Annotated in this window: 22 protein-coding genes and 1 pseudogene; 16 read left to right on the top strand and 7 right to left on the bottom strand. The window is 64.2% G+C overall.

What is annotated here, in order from left to right; all coding sequences use genetic code 11:
- Positions 1 to 4 precede the first annotated feature (4 nt).
- The 3 genes and pseudogenes from LPJ38_RS34530 to LPJ38_RS34520 all read right to left on the bottom strand — a co-directional run bounded on the left by LPJ38_RS34530 (position 5) and on the right by LPJ38_RS34520 (position 4,145).
- Positions 5 to 2,155, bottom strand: a complete 2,151-nt coding sequence (locus LPJ38_RS34530; RefSeq protein WP_145637970.1) for an adenylate/guanylate cyclase domain-containing protein — start codon at positions 2,153 to 2,155, stop codon at positions 5 to 7.
- Positions 2,156 to 2,173: 18 nt separating this feature from the next.
- Positions 2,174 to 2,842 (bottom strand): hypothetical protein, encoded by a 669-nt coding sequence (locus LPJ38_RS34525; RefSeq protein ID WP_167520578.1) that lies wholly within the window; start codon positions 2,840 to 2,842, stop codon positions 2,174 to 2,176.
- Between the two features lie 185 nt (positions 2,843 to 3,027).
- Positions 3,028 to 4,145 (bottom strand): annotated as a pseudogene (locus LPJ38_RS34520) (HD domain-containing phosphohydrolase).
- Positions 4,146 to 4,412: 267 nt separating this feature from the next.
- Here LPJ38_RS34520 and LPJ38_RS34515 point away from each other — a divergent pair.
- From LPJ38_RS34515 to LPJ38_RS34455, 13 genes are all read left to right on the top strand, one after another.
- Positions 4,413 to 4,736 carry an STAS domain-containing protein gene (locus tag LPJ38_RS34515; RefSeq protein WP_145637962.1) on the top strand — a complete coding sequence of 108 codons (324 nt, stop codon included), beginning with the start codon at positions 4,413 to 4,415 and terminating at the stop codon, positions 4,734 to 4,736.
- Positions 4,736 to 5,101, top strand: a complete 366-nt coding sequence (locus LPJ38_RS34510; RefSeq protein WP_094895293.1) for a response regulator — start codon at positions 4,736 to 4,738, stop codon at positions 5,099 to 5,101. The genes LPJ38_RS34515 and LPJ38_RS34510 overlap by 1 nt, the downstream gene beginning before the upstream one ends.
- The gene (locus tag LPJ38_RS34505; RefSeq protein WP_145637958.1) at positions 5,098 to 7,176 is read left to right on the top strand and encodes a chemotaxis protein CheA; all 2,079 of its coding nucleotides are present in this window, start codon (positions 5,098 to 5,100) and stop codon (positions 7,174 to 7,176) included. The genes LPJ38_RS34510 and LPJ38_RS34505 overlap by 4 nt, the downstream gene beginning before the upstream one ends.
- On the top strand, positions 7,176 to 7,637 hold the full coding sequence (locus tag LPJ38_RS34500) for a chemotaxis protein CheW (protein WP_167520577.1): 462 nt from the start codon (positions 7,176 to 7,178) through the stop codon (positions 7,635 to 7,637). The genes LPJ38_RS34505 and LPJ38_RS34500 overlap by 1 nt, the downstream gene beginning before the upstream one ends.
- A 36-nt stretch (positions 7,638 to 7,673) precedes the next feature.
- The gene (locus LPJ38_RS34495) at positions 7,674 to 9,371 is read left to right on the top strand and encodes a methyl-accepting chemotaxis protein (RefSeq protein WP_145637950.1); all 1,698 of its coding nucleotides are present in this window, start codon (positions 7,674 to 7,676) and stop codon (positions 9,369 to 9,371) included.
- A 64-nt stretch (positions 9,372 to 9,435) separates the two neighbouring features.
- A complete protein-coding gene (locus tag LPJ38_RS34490; protein ID WP_145637948.1) occupies positions 9,436 to 9,924 on the top strand; it encodes a chemotaxis protein CheW in 489 nt (162 codons plus the stop codon).
- A gap of 67 nt (positions 9,925 to 9,991) precedes the next feature.
- Complete coding sequence (locus tag LPJ38_RS34485) at positions 9,992 to 12,160, top strand: HAMP domain-containing methyl-accepting chemotaxis protein (protein WP_145637946.1); 2,169 nt, start codon at positions 9,992 to 9,994, stop codon at positions 12,158 to 12,160.
- 137 nt (positions 12,161 to 12,297) lie between these two features.
- The gene (locus tag LPJ38_RS34480; RefSeq protein ID WP_145637944.1) at positions 12,298 to 13,152 is read left to right on the top strand and encodes a CheR family methyltransferase; all 855 of its coding nucleotides are present in this window, start codon (positions 12,298 to 12,300) and stop codon (positions 13,150 to 13,152) included.
- Between the two features lie 17 nt (positions 13,153 to 13,169).
- The gene (locus LPJ38_RS34475) at positions 13,170 to 14,261 is read left to right on the top strand and encodes a protein-glutamate methylesterase/protein-glutamine glutaminase (RefSeq protein ID WP_145637942.1); all 1,092 of its coding nucleotides are present in this window, start codon (positions 13,170 to 13,172) and stop codon (positions 14,259 to 14,261) included.
- A 5-nt stretch (positions 14,262 to 14,266) separates the two neighbouring features.
- Positions 14,267 to 15,988, top strand: a complete 1,722-nt coding sequence (locus LPJ38_RS34470) for a chemotaxis protein (RefSeq protein WP_145637940.1) — start codon at positions 14,267 to 14,269, stop codon at positions 15,986 to 15,988.
- 148 nt (positions 15,989 to 16,136) lie between these two features.
- A complete protein-coding gene (locus LPJ38_RS34465; RefSeq protein WP_145637938.1) occupies positions 16,137 to 16,580 on the top strand; it encodes a hypothetical protein in 444 nt (147 codons plus the stop codon).
- Between the two features lie 173 nt (positions 16,581 to 16,753).
- Positions 16,754 to 17,023 carry a hypothetical protein gene (locus LPJ38_RS34460; protein ID WP_231088498.1) on the top strand — a complete coding sequence of 90 codons (270 nt, stop codon included), beginning with the start codon at positions 16,754 to 16,756 and terminating at the stop codon, positions 17,021 to 17,023.
- A gap of 197 nt (positions 17,024 to 17,220) precedes the next feature.
- Positions 17,221 to 17,613, top strand: coding sequence for a CHRD domain-containing protein (locus LPJ38_RS34455; protein WP_404438482.1), 393 nt, complete (start codon positions 17,221 to 17,223; stop codon positions 17,611 to 17,613).
- Between the two features lie 50 nt (positions 17,614 to 17,663).
- On the opposite strand, the gene LPJ38_RS34450 is transcribed toward LPJ38_RS34455, so the two are convergent.
- The 3 genes from LPJ38_RS34450 to LPJ38_RS34440 all read right to left on the bottom strand — a co-directional run bounded on the left by LPJ38_RS34450 (position 17,664) and on the right by LPJ38_RS34440 (position 20,271).
- Positions 17,664 to 18,029 (bottom strand): VanZ family protein, encoded by a 366-nt coding sequence (locus LPJ38_RS34450; RefSeq protein WP_145637932.1) that lies wholly within the window; start codon positions 18,027 to 18,029, stop codon positions 17,664 to 17,666.
- Positions 18,030 to 18,088: 59 nt separating this feature from the next.
- Entirely contained in the window at positions 18,089 to 19,681 is a 1,593-nt protein-coding gene (locus tag LPJ38_RS34445; protein ID WP_145637930.1) for an EAL domain-containing protein, read from the bottom strand.
- 416 nt (positions 19,682 to 20,097) lie between these two features.
- On the bottom strand, positions 20,098 to 20,271 hold the full coding sequence (locus LPJ38_RS34440; RefSeq protein ID WP_167520575.1) for a hypothetical protein: 174 nt from the start codon (positions 20,269 to 20,271) through the stop codon (positions 20,098 to 20,100).
- A gap of 1,140 nt (positions 20,272 to 21,411) precedes the next feature.
- Here LPJ38_RS34440 and LPJ38_RS34435 point away from each other — a divergent pair.
- The 3 genes from LPJ38_RS34435 (at position 21,412) to LPJ38_RS34425 (ending at position 22,572) form a co-directional block, all read left to right on the top strand.
- Complete coding sequence (locus LPJ38_RS34435; protein ID WP_145637928.1) at positions 21,412 to 21,702, top strand: hypothetical protein; 291 nt, start codon at positions 21,412 to 21,414, stop codon at positions 21,700 to 21,702.
- 41 nt (positions 21,703 to 21,743) lie between these two features.
- Positions 21,744 to 22,160: a hypothetical protein gene (locus LPJ38_RS34430; RefSeq protein ID WP_060737889.1), complete on the top strand. Its 417-nt coding sequence runs from the start codon at positions 21,744 to 21,746 to the stop codon at positions 22,158 to 22,160.
- A 133-nt stretch (positions 22,161 to 22,293) separates the two neighbouring features.
- On the top strand, positions 22,294 to 22,572 hold the full coding sequence (locus tag LPJ38_RS34425; RefSeq protein WP_231088497.1) for a hypothetical protein: 279 nt from the start codon (positions 22,294 to 22,296) through the stop codon (positions 22,570 to 22,572).
- 13 nt (positions 22,573 to 22,585) lie between these two features.
- Here the strand turns inward: LPJ38_RS34425 and LPJ38_RS34420 are convergent, their stop codons facing one another.
- On the bottom strand, positions 22,586 to 23,797 hold the full coding sequence (locus tag LPJ38_RS34420; protein ID WP_145637926.1) for a hypothetical protein: 1,212 nt from the start codon (positions 23,795 to 23,797) through the stop codon (positions 22,586 to 22,588).
- Positions 23,798 to 23,864 lie beyond the last annotated feature (67 nt).

Raw genomic sequence — 23,864 nt, 5'->3', positions numbered from 1 at the left:
ACTGCTACTTACCTTCCAGCGTATTGACCGGCGTCCACTCGGGCGGAGGCGGGTTTGTGGCGAGCGCCCTCGCGCGCTTCGCGAACATTGACGAGGCAGGATCGATGTTCGCCACTTTCTCGAACGCTTCCGCCGCCGTGGCGAAATTCCTTGCCCGCCAGCAGGCCAGCCCTTCGGCATAGGCTGCGGCCACCTTCGTTTGCGCGTCGCTCTCGGCGCCTTGCTCCGCTAGCGGCTCGAACACCCTGACGGCCTCGCCGCGTCCCTGCACCCTGATCGCATCGAGCTCGCGCCAGGCGAACGTGCCGCCGGTCTGCGCCATCGTAGTTTCCGAGGCCATGATCGCGGTGGCGTAATATTTGTTGGCGCCCTCGAGCCGCGAGGCCACGTTCACGGTGTCGCTCATGACGGTGTAGTTGAAGCGGCGGCGCGAGCCGATATTGCCGACCACGGCTTCGCCGCTGTTGAGGCCGATGCGATGCGACAGGCCGTGGCCGGCGAAAGCGGGATGGCTGGCATTGAGCTCTGCGAGCCTCTCGTGGCACTTCAGCGCGGCACGCACCGCATTGCGCGCATGTGCGGGATCGTCCGCCGGGGCGCCGAACATGGCGACGATGGAATCGCCGATATATTTGTCGACGTAGCCGCCATGGGCTTCGATGATGTCGGTCATGGCGGACAGATATTCGTTCATCAGCGTCACCAGCTCGCCCGGGGTCATGGTCTCCGCAATGGAGGAGAAACCGCTGAGGTCGGAGAAGAACATGGTGACGTTGCGCATCTCGCCGCCGAGCGCCGGCATCTTGCCGGATGCCACCATGGTGCCGATCACTTCGGGGGCGAGATAGAAGGCGAAGCTCTGGCGCAGGAAGCGCTCGTCGCGATCGGCCAGCACGAAGCGGTAGCCGATCATCACCGCGATCGCGGCGAGGCTCGCAAGCGCAGGCTCGGCCAGCGGCAGCGCGAGTGCGTGAACGAACGCGCCGACGGCAATGGCAGCGTAAGCGGCGGTGAGGCCGAGCCAGGCCATCAGCGCGCCGCCCGGCGCGAGCATGCAGGCCGCGCACGCAATGACGAGCGCGAACGCGACCGTGACAATGCTCCGCGCGGGAAAGGCGAGCTCGGTCACGGCATCGCGCTCGATCAGGTTGCGGATGACGGTGGCGTGCACGAAAACGCCGGCGACGGCGCTGCGGGCGCGTTGCGCGGCCCGCTCGGGCGCGGGCAGGGCGCAGCGCGCCCCCGGCGTCCCGTCATATCCGCCCGACAGGCGCATCGAGGTGAGCTTGCGGTCGTCGAAATTGAGGACGCTGCCAAGCAGCACGATCTTGCCGTCGAAGGCGCGGCGGAAGAAGTCGCGGTCGCCCTTCTCGACGCAGGCGCGCAGGTCGGCGAAGGAGAAGGTCGGAACGTCACGGCCCAGTCCTCGAAAGTTGAGCGTCAGCGTGTTCGGCACGGCGCTCGGGATGGCATAGCCGGACAGTTCGGTCGCACCCGACGGCGCGATCTCGGGCTTTGCACCGAGCGCGCGGGCGGCGAGCTCGACGGCCATGGCGGGCACCGGCTTGCCGTCGATGGAGAAACTCAGCGGCATCCGGCGGATGACATCGTCCGCATCGGTGTGGACGTTGAGCGCGCGGATGTTGGTCCGCACCGCCAATTGCTGCGCGCGGTAGGGCCGCTCCGGATGGTCGTGGCTCAGGATCTCGCCGAGCACCAGCTTGCCGTTGTCCGAGAGCTGTCGCAGCGCGATCAAATAGTCCCGGTCGAACCCCTTCATGCGCGCGCCGAGCGGCGCCTCGCCAAAGGGAATCTCGGACTGCTCGATCGAGCTCGGAAAGATGACGTCGTAGCCGATGACCTTGGCGCCGCCCTCGGTGATGCTGCCGAGCACCCGTCCGAGCTCGCGCGTCCAGGTCTGCGTCGGCGATCCCTTGAAGGGCGGCGTGTCGTAGGTCTCGCCGTCGATGGCCACCACCACGACCGGCGACGTCGCGGGATCGCGGCGCTCGCCGGCCAGCTTGGCGCGCAGCGCCGTGAGGATGTCGAGCGAGAGGCCTTGTAGGGCCTGGAGCGGTGGAGACGTGAAGATCGCGCCCGCGAGGAGCGCAATCAGCATCGCTGCAAAGATGTCCCGTCCCCCGATCCGCCGCATCGCGCCGTTGCAGGCCGTCTATTCGAGACGCAGCAGGCGGCCGATGATCGGGGTCGGCGAGGTGGTGGCGCTGGCGTCGACCAGGAAGGTGTAGCGCTTGGCTCCGACGATGGCGAGATAGCTGCCGCCCGGGGTCAGAGACTTCCCGGCCTTGGCGAAATCATAGAACTTGTTGCCAACCATGTTCTCGCCCTTGAGCGATACGCTGATCGTGGGCTCCTTGCCGTCGGTGCGCTCGATCACAAGCGTGCTGCCGGCTTTGGCTTGCACCAGCGGGGAGACGCCGTAGAGCGTCGGTAGCTTGGCCGGACCGCCCTTTGCGTCAGCTCGCATAGTGCGGAAGGTCGTCGCCGCGCTCTGGTTCGCCTGGCGCTCCGGGAGTCTTGCCGCATTGGTATCGCACGGCACCTGTTCGCGTTTGATCTCGCCCAGCTGCACGGTGCTCTGCTCGGTGCCGACCAAGACGACGCCCTCGCTGATGGTCTCGCGCTGGCAGGATTTGAGGTAGCTGAGCGTGATGCTGGCCTTGGGCCCGAGCTTGATGATCTTGCCCGGCGCCACATAGTCCATGAACGCGACGCCATCGACCTTGCCCTGGACGTCCTCGACGATCGCGGCCGGTGTCTCCGCCATGGCGGGGGCCGCAAGACAGAACGCGCCGACAAAGGCGCCGATCAGGCTTCTCATGGGAATTCTCATCCAATTCGACGATGTTACCGGTGCCCGGTCCCGGTTCGATGTTTAGCAGGGGCCGCCCGGGGCAAGTGTGACCAGAATCACTCAGTGATTGGTGCCACTTTAGCAGCAACAGGTTCAAACCGGCGACCGGAGAAAAAAACAAGCTGCCGCAAGGTGTTGGCGGATTGCTCGTGTCAGGCGGCCGGCACCGCGGTCGGATGGCCCGCACACTCTATAGTGATAGTGGGAGCAAGAGGAGCCTCGGTCCTCTGAAAAGGGATCGTCCGCTGGCCGGCGATCTCGATCACCTCGTCCCGGCGCGACAGGAAGGCCTCGACGCAGGCCGGATCGAACTGCCGGCCTTTGTTCTCCACCAGGTAGTCGCGCGCAATCTCGAGCAGCATCGGCTCCTTGTAAGGCCGCTGGGTGGTCAGGGCGTCGAAGACGTCGGCGACCGCGACCACGCGCGCGGCGATCGGAATCGATTCGGCTTGAGGCCGCTCGGATAGCCCGCGCCGTCCCAGCGCTCGTGATGGCCTGCGGCGATTTGTGCACCGAGCTGGATCAGTTCGCAGCCGGAGTCCGCCAGGATCCGCTCGCCGATCGCGGCATGCGTCCTGATCACCGCCATCTCCTCGTCGGTGAGCCTGCCGGGCTTGAGCAGGATATTGTCGGGAATGGCGACCTTGCCGACGTCGTGCAGCGGCGCGGCGAGATAGATGTCGCGGCAGAGCCGGGCCGGCAGGCCGAGCTGCTCGGCGATGATGCGGCTATAGTGGGCGACTCTCAGGGTGTGCTCGCCGGTGTCGTTGTCGCGGTATTCGACCGCGAGCGCGAGGCGCAGGATGATCTCCTCCTCGCGCTCGCCGAGCTTTCGCGTGGCCGCCGCGACTTCGCTGGCCAGATGTGCAGCACGATCGTTGAGCTTGCGCACGGCTGCACCGAGCTGAATCAAATTCCGCAGGCGCACCGTCATCTCGACGCTTTGCGGAGCCTTGGGCAGGAAATCGGTTGCACCCGCCTGCAGCGCTTCCATCTTGAGGTCGTCGGTCTGCCGCGAGGTGATCATCGCGATCGGGATGTCGGCGCAGCCGGGCAGGGTCCGGAAGACGCGAATGAAGCTGATGCCGTCCATATGCGGCATCTCGTAGTCTACCAGCACGAGGTCGAAGACGCGCCCGCGCGCGCAGGTCAGCGCCTCCACGGGATCGAGGAATGTGGTGGCCTCGACCAGACCTTCGGCCTCGATATGACGTTTCAGGAAGTTGAGGACGGAGCGGCTGTCATCAACCAGGAGCGCTTGGGTAAGCATTGACGGCCGGGGCTCTCTTCGCTGGCAAAGGCACGGACCCCACGCATAACCCGGCCGAATTTAACGCGAAGCAAATACCTGTGCAGGCTTCGTGGTGCCGCGGACATGCGCTCATCGCATGAGATTTCAGCGGGCCATGCACGTTAGCGGGCAGACGCGAAGTTCGGAGGAATGTGACCCGTAGTTGTACGGACCGCCTCGTTAGGGTTTTGCTCACTCGATTCGCGTCAAACGTGTAGCGGAATTTTAGCAAAGGCGGATGCAGCGATGGCGCTCAATCCCACGGAGCCGAAGTGGTCGTTGCGGTTGCCCGCCGATTGCAGCATCGCGGCCATTCGCAGTGTCTATGACCTCATTCGGGAGGCGTTCGGCCGCCAGGAGCGGCTTGAGATCGACTGTTCGAGCGTCGACAAGGCCGACGTGACGTCGATCCAGCTTCTGCTGTCGACCGCAAAGACCGGCGAGGCGCAAGGCCGCCCCGTGGTGCTGACCTCCTTCTCACAGTCTTTCCGCAACACCCTGCGCCGCGCCGGCTTCGCCAGCGAGGCGATGATCGATCAGCACTTCCCGCAAAAGAAAGATGGCATCTGATGGCCACGATCCTGACCGTCGACGATTCTCCCAGCATCCGGCAAATGATCAAGGTCGTGCTCGAGCCGGCCGGTCATAGCGTGATCGAGGCCGGCGACGGCGCGCAAGGCCTCGCCAAGGCCCAGGCCGGCAAGCTCGATCTCGTCATCACCGACCTCAACATGCCCGTCATGAACGGGCTGGAGCTGATCAGAGCGCTGCGCAAGCTGCCGAGCGCGGTCGGCATGCCCATCGTGTTCCTGACCACCGAATCCAGCGACACGGTGAAGCAGGAAGCCAAGAGCGCCGGCGCCACCGGCTGGATCACCAAACCGTTCAAGCCCGAGCAGTTGCTCGCCGTCGTCGGCAAGCTGGTGCGTGCATGAGCGCAATGGACCCGACGGAGATCTTTCGTCAGGAAGCCAGCGAACTCTTCGAGGTTCTGGAAGGGGCCCTGCTCGATCTCGGTCAGCGTCCGGACGACCGCGAACTAGTCGATTCCGCCTTCCGCGCTCTGCATACGATCAAGGGCTCGGGCGCCATGTTCGGCTTCGACAAGGTCGCCTCCTTCACCCACGAGTTCGAAACCGCCTTCGACCGGGTCCGCAAGGGCGAGATCAAGCCGACCCAGGAGCTGATCTCGGTCGCGCTCGCCGCCAAGGACTATATCCGCGCGCTGATCGAGGATCCCCAATCGACCGACGACGTCATCGGCGAGGCCATTCTCGACGACCTCAAGCGCTTCGTCTCATTCGACCAGCCCTCCGCTCCGGTCGCCGAGATCACCGACGCACCGCCGCTGGCTCCTGCCGAGAGCAAGCAGGCCGGCTGGCACCTGTATCTGGAATTCGAATCGCACATCCTGCGCAACGGCTCCAATCCGCTCGACCTGCTGGAAGATCTCTGCAAGCTCGGTCCCTGCTTCGTCGTCCCGATCACGGACGGCATCCCGTTCCTCGACGAGATGGAGCCGGAAGACTGCTATCTAAAGTGGGACGTCAAGCTGCACGCGGCCTGCGACAAGGACGCGATCGACGACGTCTTCATGTTCGTCCAGGACGAGATGAAGCTGACGCTCTCTCCCCTGGAAGTCGTCGAAGCGCCCGCGCCTGCGCCGCTGTTCCAGCTTCTTGACGAGGAGCCGTCGGCCCCAACGGCCGAGATGCCCGCGCCGGTGGTCGAGGCCGCTGCAGCGCCCGTCGTCGCGCAGCCCGCCGCAAAGACGGAGCCGAAACCCGAATCGAGGCCGGAGTCGAAGCCCGAGGCCAAGCGCGAGGAACGCGGCATCGCCACCGTTCGCGTCCAGGCCGAGCGCCTCGACGAATTGATGGATCGTGTCGGCGAGCTCGTCATCGCCCAGGCGCGGCTGACCCAGCTCGCTTCGTCCGGCTCGGATCTCTCGATCAAGATGATCGCCGAGGAAATCGAACGCCTTGCCTCCTCTTTGCGCGACACCACGATGGGCGCGCGCATGGTGCCGATCGGCTCGCTGTTCGGCCGCTTCCGCCGCCTGGTGCACGATTTGTCGCGCGATCTGTCGAAGCCGGTCGAGTTCGTCACCTCCGGCGAAGATACCGAGCTCGACAAGACCATGATCGAGTGCCTGGCCGATCCCCTGGTTCATTTGATCCGCAATGCCATCGACCACGGCATCGAGGACAATGCGACCCGCGCTGCCAACGGCAAGGCCCAGCAGGGCCGGATCGAGCTCGCTGCGGTCCATTCCGGCGCGCAGGTGCTCGTCACCGTCAAGGATAACGGCGGCGGCCTCAACACCGCGCGCATCCGCGCGAAAGCGGAAGAGCAGGGGCTGATCGCCGCCGGGTCCGTGCTCACCGATCACGAGATCCATCAATTCCTGTTCCACCCGGGCTTCTCGACGGCGCAGACCATCTCCGCGCTGTCCGGCCGCGGCGTCGGCATGGACGTGGTCAAGCGCACCATCGAGAACATGCGCGGTTCGATCGACCTGTCGACTAGGCAGGGCCAGGGCACCACGGTGACGCTGCGGCTGCCGCTGACGCTGGCGATCATCGAGGGTCTCCTGATCCGCGTCGGCGAAGGCCGCTACATCATTCCGCTGTCGGCCGTGGAGGAATGCGTCGAGCTGACTGCCGATGACGAGCGCTCGCGCGGCCGCAACTTCCTCAACGTGCGTGGCGACCTCGTTCCGTTCCTGCGTCTGCGCGAGATCATGTCCTCGTCGGGTTCGCCCGACCGGCACCAGAAGACCATCATCATCTCGACCGGCGAAACCAGGGTCGGCCTCGTCGCCGATCAGATCATCGGCAACCACCAGACCGTGATCAAATCGCTGTCCAAGCTGCATTCGGACGTCACCATCTTCTCCGGCGCCACCATTCTGGGTGACGGCACGGCGGCGCTGATCCTCGACGTCGCGCAACTGGTCGCGCTGGCGCAGTCGAAGGTCGAGAAGCAGCATATCAACGAGGCGGCGTGATGAACGACGGACTGTCAGGGGAGCATCAGTCGGGCGCGATGCAGGTCGTGATGATCGGTCTCGGTGAGGAGAAGTTCGCACTCGATGCGGGTCTCGTCCGCGAGATCATCGATCCCGTGCCGGTGACCAAGGTCGCGGGTGCGCGCGCCTTCGTTCCCAGCGTCATCAATGTGCGCGGCAACGTCATCCCGCTCGCCGATTTGCGCATCCGTTTCGGCATGCCGCAGCTGAATGATTCGGCCGACACGCGCATCGTCGTCATCGAGCTCGAGCTCGACGGCGAGCCGGTTCTGGTCGGCGTCACCGCCGACAAGGTCTACGAGGTCACGGAGATCTTGCAGACCGACGTGCAGCAGACGCCGCGTGTCGGCATGCACTGGAAACCGGAGTTCATTCGTTTCATTGCGAAGTGGCGTGAAGAGTTCGTCATCGTTCCGAACATGGGACGCATCCTGAATTGAAATGAGATCTCGGGGCGAGATCTGTAGGGGCTGGATATGAGATTTACCGTCAAGGCAAAGCTTGCCAGTGCATTCGGCGTGGTTCTGTTGCTCTCCATGGCGGCGGGAGGTCTCGCTTACGTGAAGCTGAGCGACATGATCGACACCGCCGATAGCCTGGTGGCGCGCGCCGGCCGGATGGAAAGAGCGGCCGAGATCGAGCGGGGAATCCTGCTCCAGGTTCGCGCCGAGAAGAATCTCATTCTCGCGCCCGAAAGCGAAACTCAGCGCTTCCTTGCCGAGATCGCCAAACAGCGTGAGACGCTTCTGAAGCTGAAGGACGAGATTCACGCTGCGGCCTCTCCCGAAGGCAAGAAGCTGCTCGACGGCTTCGCCGCTGCCTATGCGCACATGAACGCGGTGCAGGACGAGACCCTGAAGACCGCCCGGACCGACAAGACAAAGGCGGCCGAACGCTCCATGACTGAGGTTCGCAAGGCCGTTGGCGAGGCGATGGAAGCCGCCGAGGCCTACGTCATGAACTCCAGGAAAAACATGGCAAATCAGGCCGCCCAGGCTCATGCAGATGGCAATCGTGCCCACTTCCTGTTGGTCTCGTTCGTCCTTGCCTCGCTTGCGATTGGTCTGATAGCCGCGATCTGGATCTCCGTCAGCATCGCCCGCGGTCTCGGCCGCGCGGTGGGGCTCGCCGGTGCGGTTGCCACCGGCGATCTCAGCCGGACGATCGATGTCTCCAGCAATGATGAGATCGGCGATCTCACCAAATCGCTGAACAGCATGGTCGAGAAACTCCGGCAGGTCGTCTCGGAGGCGCTTACCGCTGCCCAGAATGTGTCCGCCGGCAGCCAAGAACTGTCCGCCAGCGCAGAGCAGCTCTCGCAGGGCGCGACCGAGCAGGCCTCGTCGGCCGAGGAAGCGTCGTCCTCGATGGAGGAGATGGCCTCGAACGTGAAACAGAATGCTGACAACGCCAATCAGACCGAGAAGATCGCGGCCCAATCGGCCAGGGATGCTGAAGCCAGCGGTGTTGCCGTAGGTCGTGCGGTCGAGGCGATGCGGACTATCGCCGAGAAAATCACGATCGTGCAGGAGATCGCGCGCCAGACCGATCTGCTCGCGCTCAACGCGGCAGTGGAGGCCGCGCGCGCCGGCGAGCACGGCAAGGGCTTTGCCGTGGTCGCCTCCGAAGTACGGAAACTGGCCGAACGCAGCCAGGCGGCCGCTGCCGACATCGGCACGCTGTCGGGCGAGAGCGTGAAGGTCGCGCAGGAGGCCGGCGCGATGCTGTCCAAGCTCGTGCCCGACATCAGGAAGACTGCCGAGCTGGTCCAGGAGATCACCGCAGCCTGCCGTGAGCAGGACGTTGGCTCGGCCCAGATCAACCAGGCGATCCAGCAGCTCGACAAGGTCGGCCAGCAGAACGCCAGCGCCTCCGAGCAGGTGTCCTCGACCTCGGAGGAGCTTGCCTCGCAGGCCGAGCAGCTCCAGTCGACGATCTCGTTCTTCCGCATCGAGCATGGCGGACGCGGCGAGACTGCGGCGACGGCGCCGATCGACCGGGCCGTCACCCAGCTTCGTGCCAAGGCTGCGCACATGGCAGCAGCGGATCGCAGTGGGAACAGGCCCGCGCCCGTCCGCAAGCCGGCGCGTGCGCTGAAAGTCGCCGGCGGCGGCGGCTTCGCCTTCGACATGCACGAGGACGAAGACGAGCGGGACGCCGACTTCCAACGTTGATCAATCGGTCCGGCTCTGATGTCGGACCGCATTCAATCCCAACCCCGGACCCTTGGGCTACATCATGGCCGCAACCTCGCAATATCTGACGCTCGGGCTCGCCGGCGAAACGTTCGGCATCAGCATCCTCAACGTCCGGGAGATCCTCGACATGCGGCCGATCTCGCGGTTGCCGCAGGCGCCGAACTTTCTGCTCGGCATGATCGATGTGCGGGGCAGCGGCTATCCGATCGTCGATCTCAGGACCAAGCTCGGCTTGCCCAGCGTCTCCGCGACTGAAGCGACGCGTATCATCATCCTCGACGTGCCGATGAAGGACCGTCTGGTCGGCGTCGGTTTCGTCGCCGATTGCGTTTTCGAGGTCACCGACATCGACGAGCAGGCGATCGAGCCAGTGCCCGAGGTCGGCGGCAAATGGCAGTCGGATTATGCAGCCGGCATCGGCCGCAAGGGGGATAAGTTCGTCGTGATATTCGATCTCGCCAAGCTGATGGCGAACGATGAGGTTCCAGAAGTCCGAGACACGGCGCCGGATGCGTTCTGCGCCGCCTGAGCGCCTACCAGTAATGCGTGGCTAAGCCCAAATTCACCTCAATTCCATTCGAACTACGAGACTGAAAATGAGATTCACCGTCAAGGCCAAGCTCGCATCTGCGTTCGGCGCAGTCATCGTTCTCTCGATGATTACCGGAGGGGTCGCCTATAACTCGCTTTCCACCCTGACGGAGCAGCAGGAGCGCATCGTCGGCCAGGCCAATCGCACCAAGCTGGCCGCCGACGTCATGAGTGCAATCCAGTCGCAACAGCGCGCCGAGACCCGCATGATACAGGCGGTCTCGGACAAGGAAACGCAAGACAATTACAACGCGATGCTGACGCGTCGCGAGAAGACTCTCAAGCTCAACGGTGAGCTCTACAGCAAGGCCAGCGAGAACGGCCGGCGCGTGCTCGATCAGGCTTCCGGTCCGATCAAGCGCATGAACGAGCTGGAAGATCAGGCCGGCAAGTTTGCGCTGCTCAACTCGAACAACCGGGCTGCGCAGCTGTGGAAGTCCGAAGGGCAGGTCGCGGTCAAGGACCTCGACGCGATGGTGGATGCGGCGCTCACGGAAGCCGGCGGTAGCGGTTCCGAGAGCCAGCGTGCAGCCGCATTGCTGACGGCCCGTAGCGAGGTCGCGCGGCTCGCGCGTTCGGTCGTATCGAGCTATTCGGCCACAACGGTGCAGGAGGTCGAATCCGATGTGAAGGAGACCACGCAGCGGCTGGCCGGTCTCAAGGCGGCCGTTGCGCAAGTGAATCAATCAGGCGCGGCCAGTGCCATCAACGCGCAGTTGGACCGTCTCGCGAAGGTCGCGGAGAATGTTTCGCGGCTGACGCTCGAAGCCGGCAACCTGAAGGCGGCGGCGATCGCTGGCGGTGAAGGCCGCAAAGCCTTCAACGAGGCCCTGGATGCCATCGAGCAGTACGTTCAGCGGAACGAAAAGCAGATGGCCGAGGTCGCGGAGGAGGGGGCGAGAGACGCAGCCTTCGCCAAGATGCTCTTGATCAGCATGATCTGCGCTGCGCTGTTGATCGCAATCGTTTCGGCGACCTGGATCGCGCTCAACATCAGCCGCCGGCTCGCCCGCGCAGTTGGTCTCGCCAACGCTGTATCCGTCGGCGACCTCAGCCAGAAGATCAGCGTGTCGAGCAATGACGAGGTCGGCGATCTCGTGGCATCCCTCAATGCGATGACTGCCAATCTGAATGCCACCGCGGCAATCGCCAACGAGATTGCACATGGCAACCTCACGGTCGAAGCCAAGCCGCTCTCGGACAAGGACACGCTCGGTCTTGCGCTCGAGCGCATGATCGAGAAACTTCGTCAGATCGTGTCCGAAGCTCTCACCGCGGCGCAAAACGTCTCCGCCGGCAGCCAGGAATTGTCCGCCAGCGCCGAGCAGCTCTCGCAGGGCGCGACGGAGCAGGCGTCCTCCGCCGAGGAGGCCTCCTCCTCGATGGAGGAGATGGCTTCCAACGTGAAGCAGAATGCCGACAACGCCAACCAGACCGAGAAGATCGCGGCCCAGTCGGCCAAGGATGCCGAAGCCAGCGGCATCGCGGTGGGCCGCGCCGTCAACGCGATGCAGACCATCGCCGAGAAGATCACGATCGTGCAGGAGATCGCACGTCAGACCGACCTGCTCGCGCTCAACGCGGCGGTGGAAGCCGCGCGCGCCGGCGAGCACGGCAAGGGCTTCGCGGTGGTCGCTTCCGAAGTGCGCAAGCTGGCTGAACGGAGCCAGGCCGCCGCAGCCGAGATAGGATCCCTGTCGTCGGAAACCGTCAAGGTCGCTCAAGATGCCGGCAACATGCTGTCAAAGCTCGTTCCGGACATCAAGAAGACCGCCGCGCTGGTCGAGGAGATCACTGCGGCCTGCCGCGAGCAGGACGTCGGGTCCGCCCAGATCAACCAGGCGATCCAGCAGCTCGACAAGGTCGGCCAGCAGAACGCCAGCGCCTCCGAGCAGGTGTCCTCGACCTCCGAGGAGCTCGCCTCGCAGGCCGAGCAGCTGCAGTCGACCATCGCCTATTTCCGCATCGACCAGGGCGCGAAGAGCCAGGCGGCTGCACCGATCGACCGGGCGGTCACGCAGCTGCGCGCCAAGGCGGCGACGATGGCTGCCGCCGAGCGTCCGGCCAAGAAGCCGCTAGGCAAGCCGGCGCGCGCGGTGAAGGTGGCCGGCGGCGGCTTCGCCTTCGACATGAACGGCGGCGAGGACGATCGGGACGCCGATTTTCAGCGCTGAGAGCGGGCCAGGGGATCGGCCCGCCATAACAGGTCGATCCATCCGCCCTAATGGCGTCAACGCGTAGGACGTAAGATGGCCGGCATGGCCCGACATTCAGTGCAGGCGGCGGCCATCCCGGATGGGGGCATGCAGCGATGATGCCTGCGTCACAGGATACAGCCGTGCATCTGTCGGACCGCCACTTCCGGACCATCGCCGAACTCATCGAGGGCCAGGTCGGCATCAAGCTGCCGCAGGGCAAGCGGCTGATGCTGGAGGGGCGGCTGCACAAGCGCGTGCGCGCGCTGAACTTCTCCGACCTCAACGAATATGTCGAGAACCTGTTCGAGGCCGATCATTTCGACACCGAGCTCACCCATCTGATCGACGTGGTGACGACCAACAAGACCGATTTCTTCCGCGAGCCGCAGCACTTCACGTTCATGCGGGAGATCGCAGTCCCCGCTTTGCTGAAATCGCATGGGCGCAAGAACGCCAACCTGAAGATCTGGAGCTCGGCGAGCTCCACCGGCATGGAGGCCTACACGACCGCGATGGTGCTGGACGACATGACGCGGAACGGCTCGCGCTTTCAATACCGCATCCTCGGGACCGACATCTCGACCGCCGTTCTGCGTCTCGCCAAGACAGCGATTTACACCAGGGACGTCCTCGCCCCGGTGCCGGAGCCTTACCTGAAGCGATATTTCCTGTCCTCCCGGGACAAGTCGCGCGGTGAGGTGCGGGTGGTGCCGGAGTTGCGGCGCATGACGCATTTCATGCGGATGAATCTCATGGACGCGTCCTATCCCGTCGACCGCGACGTCGACATCGTCTTCTGCCGGAACGTCCTGATCTATTTCGAGCGCGAGACCCAGCGCAAGGTGATCGAGCGGCTGTGCAGCCATTTACGCCCCGGGGGCTATTTGCTGGTCGGCCATTCCGAGTCGATGATTCACAGCGCAGTGCCGGGCCTGAAGCAGGTTCAGCCCACCATTTTCCAGGTTTGATCGGAGCGCCGCCAACAATGCCGAAGGAGAAAGTTCGCGTATTGATCGTGGACGATTCGGCGTCGGTGCGCCAAATCCTGCAGACGATCCTCAACGACGATCCCGATATCGAGGTGATGGGAACGGCTTCGGATCCGTTCGCCGCGGCGCGCCGCCTCCAGAACGAAATCCCCGACGTCATGATCCTCGACCTCGAGATGCCGCGCATGGACGGCATGACGTTCCTGCGTAAGATCATGGCGCAGCGCCCGATCCCGGTGATCATCTGCTCCTCGCTGACCGAGGAGGGCTCCAACGTGATGTTCGAGGCGTTCGAAGCGGGCGCCGTCGACATCATGCCGAAGCCGAAGATCGACACGCGTCAGGCGCTGCTCGAATGCTCCTCGCGGCTGCGCGAGGCCGTGAAGTCGGCGGCGCGTGCGCGCGTGCGCCCGCGGGCGGCGCATCGTGAGATCGAGAAGAAGCTGACGGCCGACGCGATCATCCCGCCGCCGGTGCAGGGCAAGGTGCGGCCGACGACGGAGCGTATCGTGTGCATCGGTGCGTCGACGGGCGGAACCGAAGCGCTCAACGACGTCCTGGAGATGTTGCCCGCCCATTGTCCGCCGATCGTCATCGTCCAGCACATGCCGGCGGGATTCACGGCGGCTTTCGCGAGGCGCCTCGACAGCGTGTGCCAGATGCGGGTCAAGGAGGCCGAGGACGGCGAGCCGGTGTTGCCGGGCTGCGCCTATATCTCGCCGGGGGCCCGTCACATGCTGCTCCAGCGCATCGGTCTGCGCTACCAGATCGCGATCAAGGACGGCCCGCCGGTGTCGCGGCATCGTCCGTCCGTCGACGTGCTGTTCCGCTCGGCGGCCCAGCATGCCGGCGCCAACGCGCTCGGCGTGATCATGACCGGCATGGGCGACGACGGCGCGCGCGGAATGCTGGAGATGCGCAAGCTCGGCGCCTCGACCCGAGCGCAGGATGAAGAGAGCTGCGTGGTGTTCGGCATGCCCAAGGAAGCCATCGCCCATGGCGGCGTCGAGAAGGTCGTCTCGCTGCACCAGATCTCGCGCGAGATCATGCTCTGGTATCAGGCCGGGCACGCGGCGGTGGCAGGTTGATGGCGATGTCCGTCATTCCGGCCAGCACCCTCACCGAGGCAACCGCGGCGATCGAGGACGTCTCCTCGCGCATCGAGGACGTGTTCGCGCGCGTCGGCAACGAGCTCGGACGCGGCCACCTCATCTTCAAGGAGCTGAACCAGGGCCTCGCCACGCTTTCCGCCGAGCTCTCCGGTGCGGAGATCGAGGGGGCTGCGACGGCGTTGCAGGAGATCGCCGCGCGGCTCAGCAAGCTGGCGCAGGCTTTGCCGGCCGAGACCGCGCTGCTGGAGACGATCGGCAAGAACACGCTAGATGCATCCGCTCTGCTCAAGCCGCTGTTCAAGCACATCCAGATGATCACCATCATCGCCCGCAGCGCGCGGATCGAGGCCGCCTCGCTCGACGGCGATCGCGAGGGCTTTCTCGCCTTCACGCAGGAGGCCTACGATCTCGGCAAGGCGGTGCAGGGCTCGATCGAGGGCTGCGCGCGCGATCAGCAGCGCCTGTCCGAGGCCGTTGCCACCGCCTTCGGCCGGCAAAAGGAGTTCGAGAGCCGCTACGGAAATCAACTAGCGTCGGAGAGTGCCGAACTCGGCGCGGCATATTCCGGCTTGCGCGACCAGCGCAGCCACAGCAGCCATCTCGCCGACCTCGCGAGTTCCAGCACCCGGAAGATCGCCGAGGCGGTGGGCAGTGCGATCATCTCCTTGCAGGCCGGCGACAGTACGCGCCAGCGTCTCGAGCATGTCTCTCACGGGCTCAGCCGTGCCTCGGGATCGACCCCGAGCCTCGTTCCCGAGCCGATGGCGAGCGAGGACGATGCGCGCGCGATCTGCCAATTGCAGGCGGTTCAGCTCAGGGATGCCCAGCGCGAGTTCAGCGGCGACATCGGGCAGATCGTTCGCGCGCTGGCCGCCATCCTGCGCGATGCGGGCAGTGTCGTCGGCCACGGCCGAACGCTGTTCGGTGGCGAGGACGGCGGATCGTCATCGTTCCTGGCGCGCATCAAGCAGACGCTGGCTCACGCATCGACCCTGATCGCCACCTGCGAGGGCGCCGGCCGCGCGGTGGACGAAGCGCTCGCGATCGTCGAGGACACGCTGACGAAGTTTCGTCAGGCCATCGCCGGGCTTGCCGAGGCAACCGTCGACATCACGCTGATCGGAATGAATGCCGGTCTCAAGGCAAGCCATCTCGGCAGCCGCGGCAGCGCCTTCGTCGTCATCGCCAACGAGCTCAAGGCGACCGCCGACCAGGTCTCGGCGGGGGCAGGCCGCTTGAAGCCGGTGCTCGACGGCATCGAGAGCTCGGCAAGGGAGCTGAAGCGGCTCCGCGTGCAGGGGGATCCGACGCAGCTCGCCAAGCTCGAGCCGCAGATCCTCCAGGCGCTGCGCGAGGTCGAGGCCGGCAATGAACGGCTCGGCAAGCTGATGAGCCGACTCGTCGTCGAAGGTGCCGAGTTCGAAGGGCTGATGAATTCGGCGCAAGGCCTGATGAGCACGCTCGCCGAAGGGTCCGCGGCTTTGCCCGCGGTCGCCGCGCGCCTCGAGACGGCCAGTGCCGGCGCGCAGAAGCTGCGTCCCCAGGACCAGGCCGTTCTCGATGAGCTTTTTGCGCGCTACACGATGGAGCGCGAACGGGATGTCCATCGCGACTTCCTGCAAACGCTCGGACTGGCATCGATCGTCGCGACGCGCCGGGTCGAGGCAGTCGCGCCCGCCGATGACGGCATAGAATTGTTCTGAGACCGCTGCCGCGCCATTCGACGTCGGCAGCAATTTGATCGGTCGGTTTTGCAGCGTGTTAACCGTCGGAAGACGCGCGCTGCGTTGGTCATTGTCGCGCCCCGGATTTGGTTGCAGATACCAGTGAATTTTACGACGGATGATTTCGATGCGAGAAGGCAAATATGCTGCCTGGTTCAGGACGCCGCACGGCCAGGGCACCGGTATCGTCCATCTTGCGGAGGGGCGGATTTCGGGCAGCGACAGCTTCTTCACCTATGGCGGCTCCTATCACTTCGATGACGATCGACGTTTCACGGCCGTGCTCACCACGCGCCGGCACGCCGAGGGGCCGTCGACGCTGTTCGGGCGCGACGAGGTCGAAGTCAGCCTTTCCGGCGTGTGCAGCGGTGCGATGGCGACCTGTTCGGGAACGGCCCGGGAAGCGCCCGGCGTGAGGTTCGAGGTCACGTTGATCTACAGCCAGGAAGATGCACCGGCTGACGACGGCGCCCGGTGCGAGGTCGTGAAGCTCAAGGCCGACAAGCTGCCCAGAGGACTCGACGGCCGGTCCCGGCCGCGGCATCCGTTCCCGGCTGGTCCGCTCAGGTGACGGCCAGGTTGACAGGGACCCGCAAGCCCCCGCGCCTATCGCCGGGATTAGCGTTGCATTGACGCTGTTGTCTCGAATCGCGCGGCGGCCGCGCTGCAGCAACTCTGCCTTTAGAGGTGAGCGCTAGTCTCGCGGCCGATCAAGTGTGGTGGAAGAACATGCCTCAAATCTGGATGTCATACGATGAACTCGGCGCGCTGTGCGGCTGCGGCGCAATGGCGGCCAGGGATCTCGCCATCAATCTGTCGCTCGATCGTCGCAAGAGCCGCGACGGGACCACGCGCGTCAAGCTCGATCTGGCATTGACGGCCAGGTTCTTCGCATCCGTTCGCGAGGCGGATTTCGATCTCGATTGCGCCATCGAAGCGCTGCACGACACCCACCGGCGGATGGCCGCATTGCTGGCTCCGTCCGAGTTCCACAACAGCCGTGGGGTCGCTTGAGCCTCTGCCGTTCCGGCCCCTTCGCCCGCGACGGCCAATTCCCGCGATCGTCCTTTCGAATCATCATAAGCTGCTGCGACGGAATTTCCCGCCGCCGTCGGTGTTCGATCGCGATGGGGCGTGGGAATCCGCAGGAGGAGTGCATGGTCAAAGCCGTCTGTCGGCCGTCGGTGGCACTGTTGGGGACGCTCGCGCTGATGGGAAGCGTCATCGCAATGAGCGGAAGCGCAGTTGCGGAGATCGTGAAGCTGCGAGCCGAGCTCAAGGGAAGCAATGAAGTGCCTCCGAACAGCTCGACCGGGTCGGGCAAGGCCGAGGCGAGCTACGACACAGAAACGAAGACTCTGACCTACGTCGTCACCTATGACGGACTGACCGGGCCGGTCCTGGGGGCGCATTTCCATGGACCCGGCGAGGCCGGCAAGAACGCCGGCATCGCCCTGCCGTTTAAGACGGTGGAAAGCCCGATCCAGGGCAGCGCCACGCTCACCGAGGCGCAGGCCGCAGATCTGCTGGCCGGAAAGTGGTACGCGAACATCCATACCGCCGCGAACCCGGGTGGGGAGTTGCGCGGCCAGATGATGAAGTAGGCGCCGGGTCGTGCGTGCGCCGCTCGTCGCGCTGGACGAGGCCGGCTGCTTCAGGACGGCGGGCGGGGCAAGAACGCCAGGATCATCTGGGCGAGCATGACGCCGACGGTGCCTCCTGCCGCCTTCTGCAGCACGTCGAGGAAGCCCGGATCACGGTCGGGGATGAACGATTGCATCACCTCCAGCCCCATGGCAACCGCAATGACGAGCGAGCAAGCCAGAGCGAGCCGACCGGGCAGCAGGAAGGACAGAAGGAAGCCGAGCAGACCATAGGCGCTGAAGCGTTCGATCACCACGATCCAATAGGCCTCGTGGTGCCCCATGAGCGCGGGTCGTCCCGCCAGCTTCGCCAGGGTGGCGTAGACGATCAGGGCCAGACAGATGCTCGCGGCTGCTATGAGGTGGTTCCTGCGCATGGCGCCAACATACAGGGTTGATCGCCGCTCAGGTTCGAAAGCCGAAATTATCGTTAAAGTCAGGCCACCAAGGCCGTGCTGGCGGCGGCTGCCGCATCCGACAGCGCCACTCCGCGTCGCTCGACGAGCTCGTTGAACTTGGCAAGCGGCAAAGGCGGTGCAACGAGATAGCCCTGACCCTCTTCCACGCCTGATGTGACCAGGGCGCGGAGCTGCTCCTCCGTCTCGATGCCTTCGGCGATCACGGTCATATGGAGGTCCCTCGCCAGCGCCACCAGCATTTCCACGATCGTCGTGGTCGATGCGTCCACGGTGATCGTGTCCACGAAGAACTTGTCGATCTTGATCATGTCGGCGCCGAGGCCCTTCAGGCGAGACAGCCCGTTATGGCCGACGCCGACGTCGTCGATGGCGACGCGGAAGCCATGATCGCGCAGCTCGGCGACGACAGAAGCGGCACGCGCGAGATCGTCGAGCTCGTCGCGTTCGGTGATCTCGACCACGATCTGGCGCGCGGAGACCCGTGCCGTCAGAACCTTGCGACGCAGCGCTTCGACGAAGCCTGCACTCAAGAGATGCCTGGGCACGACGTTCAAGGACATCTTGAAACTCCTGTCTGCCCTCAGCAATGGCCTCAGCTCGGCAAGCGCCGATTCCAGGATCTGCCAGGTCATCGCCTGGATGCGTCCGCTGGATTCGGCGAGTGGAATGAAGTTCATCGGCGGGACGACCGAGCCGTCCCGGCGCAGCCAGCGCGCCAGAATCTCGCAGCCCTTGATCTGACCTGTCCTGAGATCGAAGATCGGTTGGTAGTATGGCTTGAACTCGCCGGCCGCCAGCGCACGATCGAGATCGGCGACCGGCCCCTCCATGCGGCGGCTGCGCGCCAGCAGAATGCCGAAGATTGCACCAAGTCCAAGCGCGACGGCGAGGATGCGCCAATAGGCTTCGTTGTTCCAGCTCGAAAGGACCGCGCGCTCGAGCCTGATCGTGGCATGAAGCGGGAAGCGCGCAGAACTTCTGTCGAAATTGACAGGCTCGACCAGAGGCCTACCGGCGTCAGTCTGGAATGCTCCGAGCTTCTCACCGCTGCTCAAGGCGAGCATCACCTCGCTGTGCGCGCGCAGTTCGGCGGGCATGATGTCGAACAGGCTGGCGTTGATGCCGACGATGGCGACGAGAGCGGAGCTGTCGTCGACGTCCCTCAGCACGCCCAAGGCGTCGCCGCCGAACTGCTCGACGCGAAACAGCGAAAGCGCCTTGTCGTGCGAAGGCAGCATATCGCGGCGGTCCACCCATCCCTTGTCGAATTCGAGCGTCTCGGAATAGGCCGAGCAGATCACCGAGCCATCCGGTTTGACGAGGCGGACATCCTTGATCGCCGAACGCTGATAGACGTGAAGGCGGGTGGCTTGCAGCGCCGAAGGATCGCAGCTGGCGAGATTGCGCCTGGCGAGATCGTCCAGGCTGGCCGCGGCGAAATCGACCGCAAACTCGGAACGGCGCAGAACGACCTCGGTCAGCTCGTTGACTTGATGCGCCTGCTGCTGGTGGATGACGGCCTCTGCCGCGAAGTGTCCCGCGAGGCCGAACGCCATCGTGCTCGCAAGCACGAGCGCCGCAAACGAGAGGTTCGGTCGCTGCAATCTCATCCGGTCCGGCAGGAATTCAGGAGAGCCGAGGAGATTGATCGTAACCGGCCGAGGCTAAGATAGGGTTTATCGGGTGGTGCGGGTGGAGGGCTGCCGTGCCGGGATGGGGCCTCAATCGGCGCTCACCGACGGCGAACCGTAATCGCCTCTGGACAAGGTTGGCTGGGCCTGTCGATCCCGTGACGGGATGGCGGGTGGCCCGCAGACGAAGCACCACGAAGGCGATGTTGATCGCCAGCCAAACCAGCATCGCGGAAATGGTGAAATTTACCACTGCCAGACCTCACGAGTGAAGTCCGAAATAACACCTGATCGTCCCTTTGGTTCCATCCTGGGAAGCCGGGGCTGCAACGAACTGGAAGGGGAACGGGCGACCGACGAGGAATGCCGCGCATCCTCGGTGCACTGCTCGGAGTCTAGCCCTTCTTGCCCGTCTTCGACTTTAGCGAAAGACCAAGCCGCAAGGCCATGCGCTTGATCGCGTCAGGCGAGCGCCCAAGAGCTTTCACCGCCTCTTCCAGCGAAGCCGAAGATTTCGCCAGCTCCATGAGCTTGCGGTCTTCCTTGAACGACCAGGGCTTTCGCGCCATAACCGAAACGATCCTCTCATCGACACAAGGACAAAGCCGCCAAGCGGACCCATGTTCGCTCGACGGCTTTGCTTGGGTGGGGCCGGGCTTGGGGGAGCCCGGTGAAGGATGGATAAGCCAAGCGCGAGAGTTCGCAACAAACAACGCGGATTAAGCTAACTGCTCAACCTTACCGCGATGAAGTTGCCGCATGAGGCTCCGTATAACCACGGGGCTACGTCGATGCCGTCGGCGATCGCCGGCACATGCGCATTCGAAACTGCGTCAAAGACCACCTCGCCACGCCGATGCAGGCGTGCTCGATCGTGGCGCGCTTGCGGCTTGCGCTCGCTTGCCGACATGAACGCGGGTTAACACCGCCCGGCTGGATTTCGCTCTCGAACGATGAGAGATTTCCGCCGTTCTTTCGGCCCCTCGCTTCTCGCGCGACGACCAATTTTCAAGCACCACGTTGCACAAACTTCATCTTCGTCTGACAAATGTTTCAGCGGTATCGATCTTGAAGTCGTGACGACGACACGATGAAATGAGGATGGGAGGAACGTTCCGAAAAATGGGAACATTCCAGATGTTGGCAATTTTTGTTCTGATTTCGATTTTCGTAGCAGGCTTTTGTTGCGGCTATGGCGTGCGCGCGTGGCGCTCGCGCAAGCGATCGGAACGATATCGTCTCTATGCTCCCTACACGCCCGCCTCTATGGGAGCTGGCCGGGGTCAGCCTCCGTCGTCGTGATCGGCCGGAGCATGATCCGGAAAAGTGTGCAGCGGTTTGCCGAATAGATCATGCTCGAGCAACAATTTGAAGCGCGTCGAGAATTCATGCTGATCTCACCGCAAGTCTGGCGTGGCGGCCAATTGCCGAATGGCTGTCGGGGTGAGCGCGACTAACCATATGTGGTTAGGTTAATCTGGCGCCGTCGTTGAGAGTTTGGGAGAGGCAACCTAAAACGCATCGGTTCATGGCGATGGTTCAGCCGCCTCGATTTTTCCGGGGCTCGCGTAGGTAGACGTGGATGGCGTATGTGATTGCATTGCTGGGCACGGCGAGCTGCGGCCTCATTTTGACTGTATTCGTTCGTGCTTATGATCGGCGGCTGAAAGATCTTCCGGGGCCTTGGATCATGAGCGAGGGCCGTTCCAATGATTGATCAGAAGCACAACGCGCCCCGCAGGTATTTCGTCGATGCCCAAGGGCATCGTGTTCTGATCGGCCTTTCGCTCGAGGAGACGGCGGAGTTCGAGGCGCTGGATCCTTCCTCGAAGGAGACGGGTCATGGCGCGGCCAAGATCCGTGGCGGTAAATGGGCTGCCGGCGCGGGCGAAATTCGCTGGCTCGAGCTCTATTCCAAGCACGAAGGCGCCTGGCGGACGTGGATCGCACGAAGCCAGGCGGCGCAGGCGCAAGATTTAAGCTTTGTTAACTATGTCTGACCGATGGTAGCCGCCTGAATCTCGAAGGTGGGATGGCCCAGATGTTTCAGCTGTTCCTGAGAGCGCGCGCACACAATCTTCTCGGCTCCCGCCGCGAGGACAAGACCTTCAAGGCGCGCTCCGCCGAGCGTGATGCGGAGACCGACCGCGCGCGGATCGGTGCCGTCCTGGCGGCCATCGAGACGGCGTTGCAGGACGCGGAGAGGGAGCAGGCCGGCCTCAACCGGCGTGTCGACGATGCGCTCGCGCGTGCGTCCGTCACCTTCGGCAACGGCACCGACGAATATCTCGAGCGGGAGCCGCTCGACAATCATCATCAGGATCTCTTTGCGGCTGACATCTCGAACGGCCAGCGCCGGCTCAAGGAATTGGCCAGCAGCATCGCTCACCTGAAGTTCGTCAAGACCGCAATGCTCACGCGCTTTCCCGATTTCAAGCCGCCGCAGCTCAACAGCTAGTACAACGCTCCCGATGCGCCGTACGTAGCGGCTACCGTGGTGCGCCACGAGTCTGCGCCGGTTTGCCGTTTGGTGCGTCGATCCTTTTTGATATGGTCCAGGCAACCATTTCACGGATTGAAGGAGCGAAGAGATGCCGGTCAAGAATTTGCGGACATTGGTTGGATTGGCAGGTGCTTTGACGCTGGCCGCGCCGGCGACGGCTTCGGCCATCACGGCCGAAGTGGCGCGCGCATGCGACGCCGCAGTGGCGAAAGCTTTTCCGCCCAGGCAGATCGGCAACCCTGCGGCCGGGAGCGCCAAGGGAACGGGCAAGGACCAGCGCGAATACTTCCAAAAGTGCGTCGCCAACAACGGCAAGGTCGACGACATGCCGGCAGCCGCGCCCAAGGACAGCAAGCCGGCCAAATGAAACAAGGGCTGCGCTATCGTCGCGGCGGCGGGCAGGGCGAGTAAAACGCGCCGTTCGCCGCATTGATCCGCTCGACGCATTGATTGGGATCGGTGATCGTCCCGGCGACGGTGAAGTCATAGCCCATGCCCTTGACCACCACGACGTAACGGCCCGGCGCGAGCGTGAAACCGTCTTGCTCCGGTTGAAGCAATAGCATTCTCGACTGATCGTCGATCGGACCTACCTTGTAGGGGTAGGACATGCTGCGGATCACCCAGGAATCGCCGGCGCTGACCATGGCCGCTTTCCCGGTGGCATCGACGCCCATCGACCGGGAGACTTTCGCGATCACCCGAACTTCGGTCCCGCTTGCATCGACACCCCCGTCGGGCCTGAACACGATGAATTTGACGTCGCCGTCCATCAAAGTGGTCGCGCTCGGCGTGTTGATGGCTGCCGAGATCGCGACGCGCCGGTCCGGAATCTTTCCCGGCACCGGCTTGAGCTCATGGAGCTGGCCCTCGCTCAAGGCGTAGACCCCGAATGTCGTCGGCAGGGGCATCGACGGATGCGCAGCTTGCGTTGGCTCCTTTGCGCTCTCCGGCATTCGTTCAGCTGTCTTGCTTGCCGAGGGAGTCGGAATCGCGGTCGATTGAGGCTCCGGGCGCTTGGGCGTGCGTTCGGGCTGCGCCACCTGCGACCGCGCCGTTAGCTGTGCCTTCAACCGCGGCCAATAGACGACCGCGGTGCCGGCGCCCGCAATGAGCAGGGTGATGGCCGTCAATCGAGCGAGAGAGTTGAAAGCACTGCTTCGCTTGGGTTGGTCGAGCGATCCTGGCGGTGCGGCAGGACGCCGCGGCGTCTCGGCAGCCACCGGAATGGCTGATGACGCCAAGGGAGCCGGCGTCGGAATGGGCGGGGGAACGGCGACATTCACGGGCGGAGAATTCGCCACCGGGCTCGCGTCACCCTTGGTCAGTGAAGACTTCTCGCTTCGCTCAAAGGCGCGTTCGACCTCCCGAATGGCGCGTTCGAGGACTTGCTGGAGCTCTCGGGCCTCCCGCGCGTCGGCGTGGGTGAATTGTTCCAGAAGCTTGATGCGGGCCAACTCGTAGACGACCTCTCGCATCTCCCGGGGGTCGTTCGAGATGTCGTGGATCCGTGCTGACAACAGGCGGACAAGTCCGGCCTTGATCTCTTGCGCCTCCAAGGCGTTGGCTGCTGTGTCGCCGGGCTCCGTCATCAAGGCCGATCAACTAGCTCGGATGATGCTGTTTCGCTAGGCTTTTCACCCCGGCTCGCCCTCGACC

Source organism: Bradyrhizobium daqingense (genome assembly GCF_021044685.1).
GTDB lineage: Bacteria > Pseudomonadota > Alphaproteobacteria > Rhizobiales > Xanthobacteraceae > Bradyrhizobium > Bradyrhizobium daqingense.
Note: the sequence above shows the minus strand (reverse complement) of the source record. Positions and strands in the feature narration are given on the sequence as shown.

Bases quoted from the DNA above. Each gene is read 5' to 3' on its own strand.
- LPJ38_RS34430 (WP_060737889.1), top strand. From the start codon at position 21,744: ATGTTTCAGCTGTTCCTGAGAGCGCGCGCACACAATCTTCTCGGCTCC.
- LPJ38_RS34435 (WP_145637928.1), top strand. From the start codon at position 21,412: ATGATTGATCAGAAGCACAACGCGCCCCGCAGGTATTTCGTCGATGCC.
- LPJ38_RS34530 (WP_145637970.1), bottom strand. From the start codon at position 2,155: ATGCGGCGGATCGGGGGACGGGACATCTTTGCAGCGATGCTGATTGCG.
- LPJ38_RS34470 (WP_145637940.1), top strand. From the start codon at position 14,267: ATGTCCGTCATTCCGGCCAGCACCCTCACCGAGGCAACCGCGGCGATC.
- LPJ38_RS34510 (WP_094895293.1), top strand. From the start codon at position 4,736: ATGGCCACGATCCTGACCGTCGACGATTCTCCCAGCATCCGGCAAATG.
- LPJ38_RS34495 (WP_145637950.1), top strand. From the start codon at position 7,674: ATGAGATTTACCGTCAAGGCAAAGCTTGCCAGTGCATTCGGCGTGGTT.
- LPJ38_RS34500 (WP_167520577.1), top strand. From the start codon at position 7,176: ATGAACGACGGACTGTCAGGGGAGCATCAGTCGGGCGCGATGCAGGTC.
- LPJ38_RS34450 (WP_145637932.1), bottom strand. From the start codon at position 18,029: ATGCGCAGGAACCACCTCATAGCAGCCGCGAGCATCTGTCTGGCCCTG.
- LPJ38_RS34455 (WP_404438482.1), top strand. From the start codon at position 17,221: ATGGGAAGCGTCATCGCAATGAGCGGAAGCGCAGTTGCGGAGATCGTG.
- LPJ38_RS34485 (WP_145637946.1), top strand. From the start codon at position 9,992: ATGAGATTCACCGTCAAGGCCAAGCTCGCATCTGCGTTCGGCGCAGTC.
- LPJ38_RS34480 (WP_145637944.1), top strand. From the start codon at position 12,298: ATGATGCCTGCGTCACAGGATACAGCCGTGCATCTGTCGGACCGCCAC.
- LPJ38_RS34490 (WP_145637948.1), top strand. From the start codon at position 9,436: ATGGCCGCAACCTCGCAATATCTGACGCTCGGGCTCGCCGGCGAAACG.
- LPJ38_RS34525 (WP_167520578.1), bottom strand. From the start codon at position 2,842: ATGAGAAGCCTGATCGGCGCCTTTGTCGGCGCGTTCTGTCTTGCGGCC.
- LPJ38_RS34425 (WP_231088497.1), top strand. From the start codon at position 22,294: ATGCCGGTCAAGAATTTGCGGACATTGGTTGGATTGGCAGGTGCTTTG.
- LPJ38_RS34465 (WP_145637938.1), top strand. From the start codon at position 16,137: ATGCGAGAAGGCAAATATGCTGCCTGGTTCAGGACGCCGCACGGCCAG.
- LPJ38_RS34420 (WP_145637926.1), bottom strand. From the start codon at position 23,797: ATGACGGAGCCCGGCGACACAGCAGCCAACGCCTTGGAGGCGCAAGAG.
- LPJ38_RS34460 (WP_231088498.1), top strand. From the start codon at position 16,754: ATGTCATACGATGAACTCGGCGCGCTGTGCGGCTGCGGCGCAATGGCG.
- LPJ38_RS34505 (WP_145637958.1), top strand. From the start codon at position 5,098: ATGAGCGCAATGGACCCGACGGAGATCTTTCGTCAGGAAGCCAGCGAA.
- LPJ38_RS34515 (WP_145637962.1), top strand. From the start codon at position 4,413: ATGGCGCTCAATCCCACGGAGCCGAAGTGGTCGTTGCGGTTGCCCGCC.
- LPJ38_RS34475 (WP_145637942.1), top strand. From the start codon at position 13,170: ATGCCGAAGGAGAAAGTTCGCGTATTGATCGTGGACGATTCGGCGTCG.
- LPJ38_RS34445 (WP_145637930.1), bottom strand. From the start codon at position 19,681: ATGAGATTGCAGCGACCGAACCTCTCGTTTGCGGCGCTCGTGCTTGCG.
- LPJ38_RS34440 (WP_167520575.1), bottom strand. From the start codon at position 20,271: ATGGCGCGAAAGCCCTGGTCGTTCAAGGAAGACCGCAAGCTCATGGAG.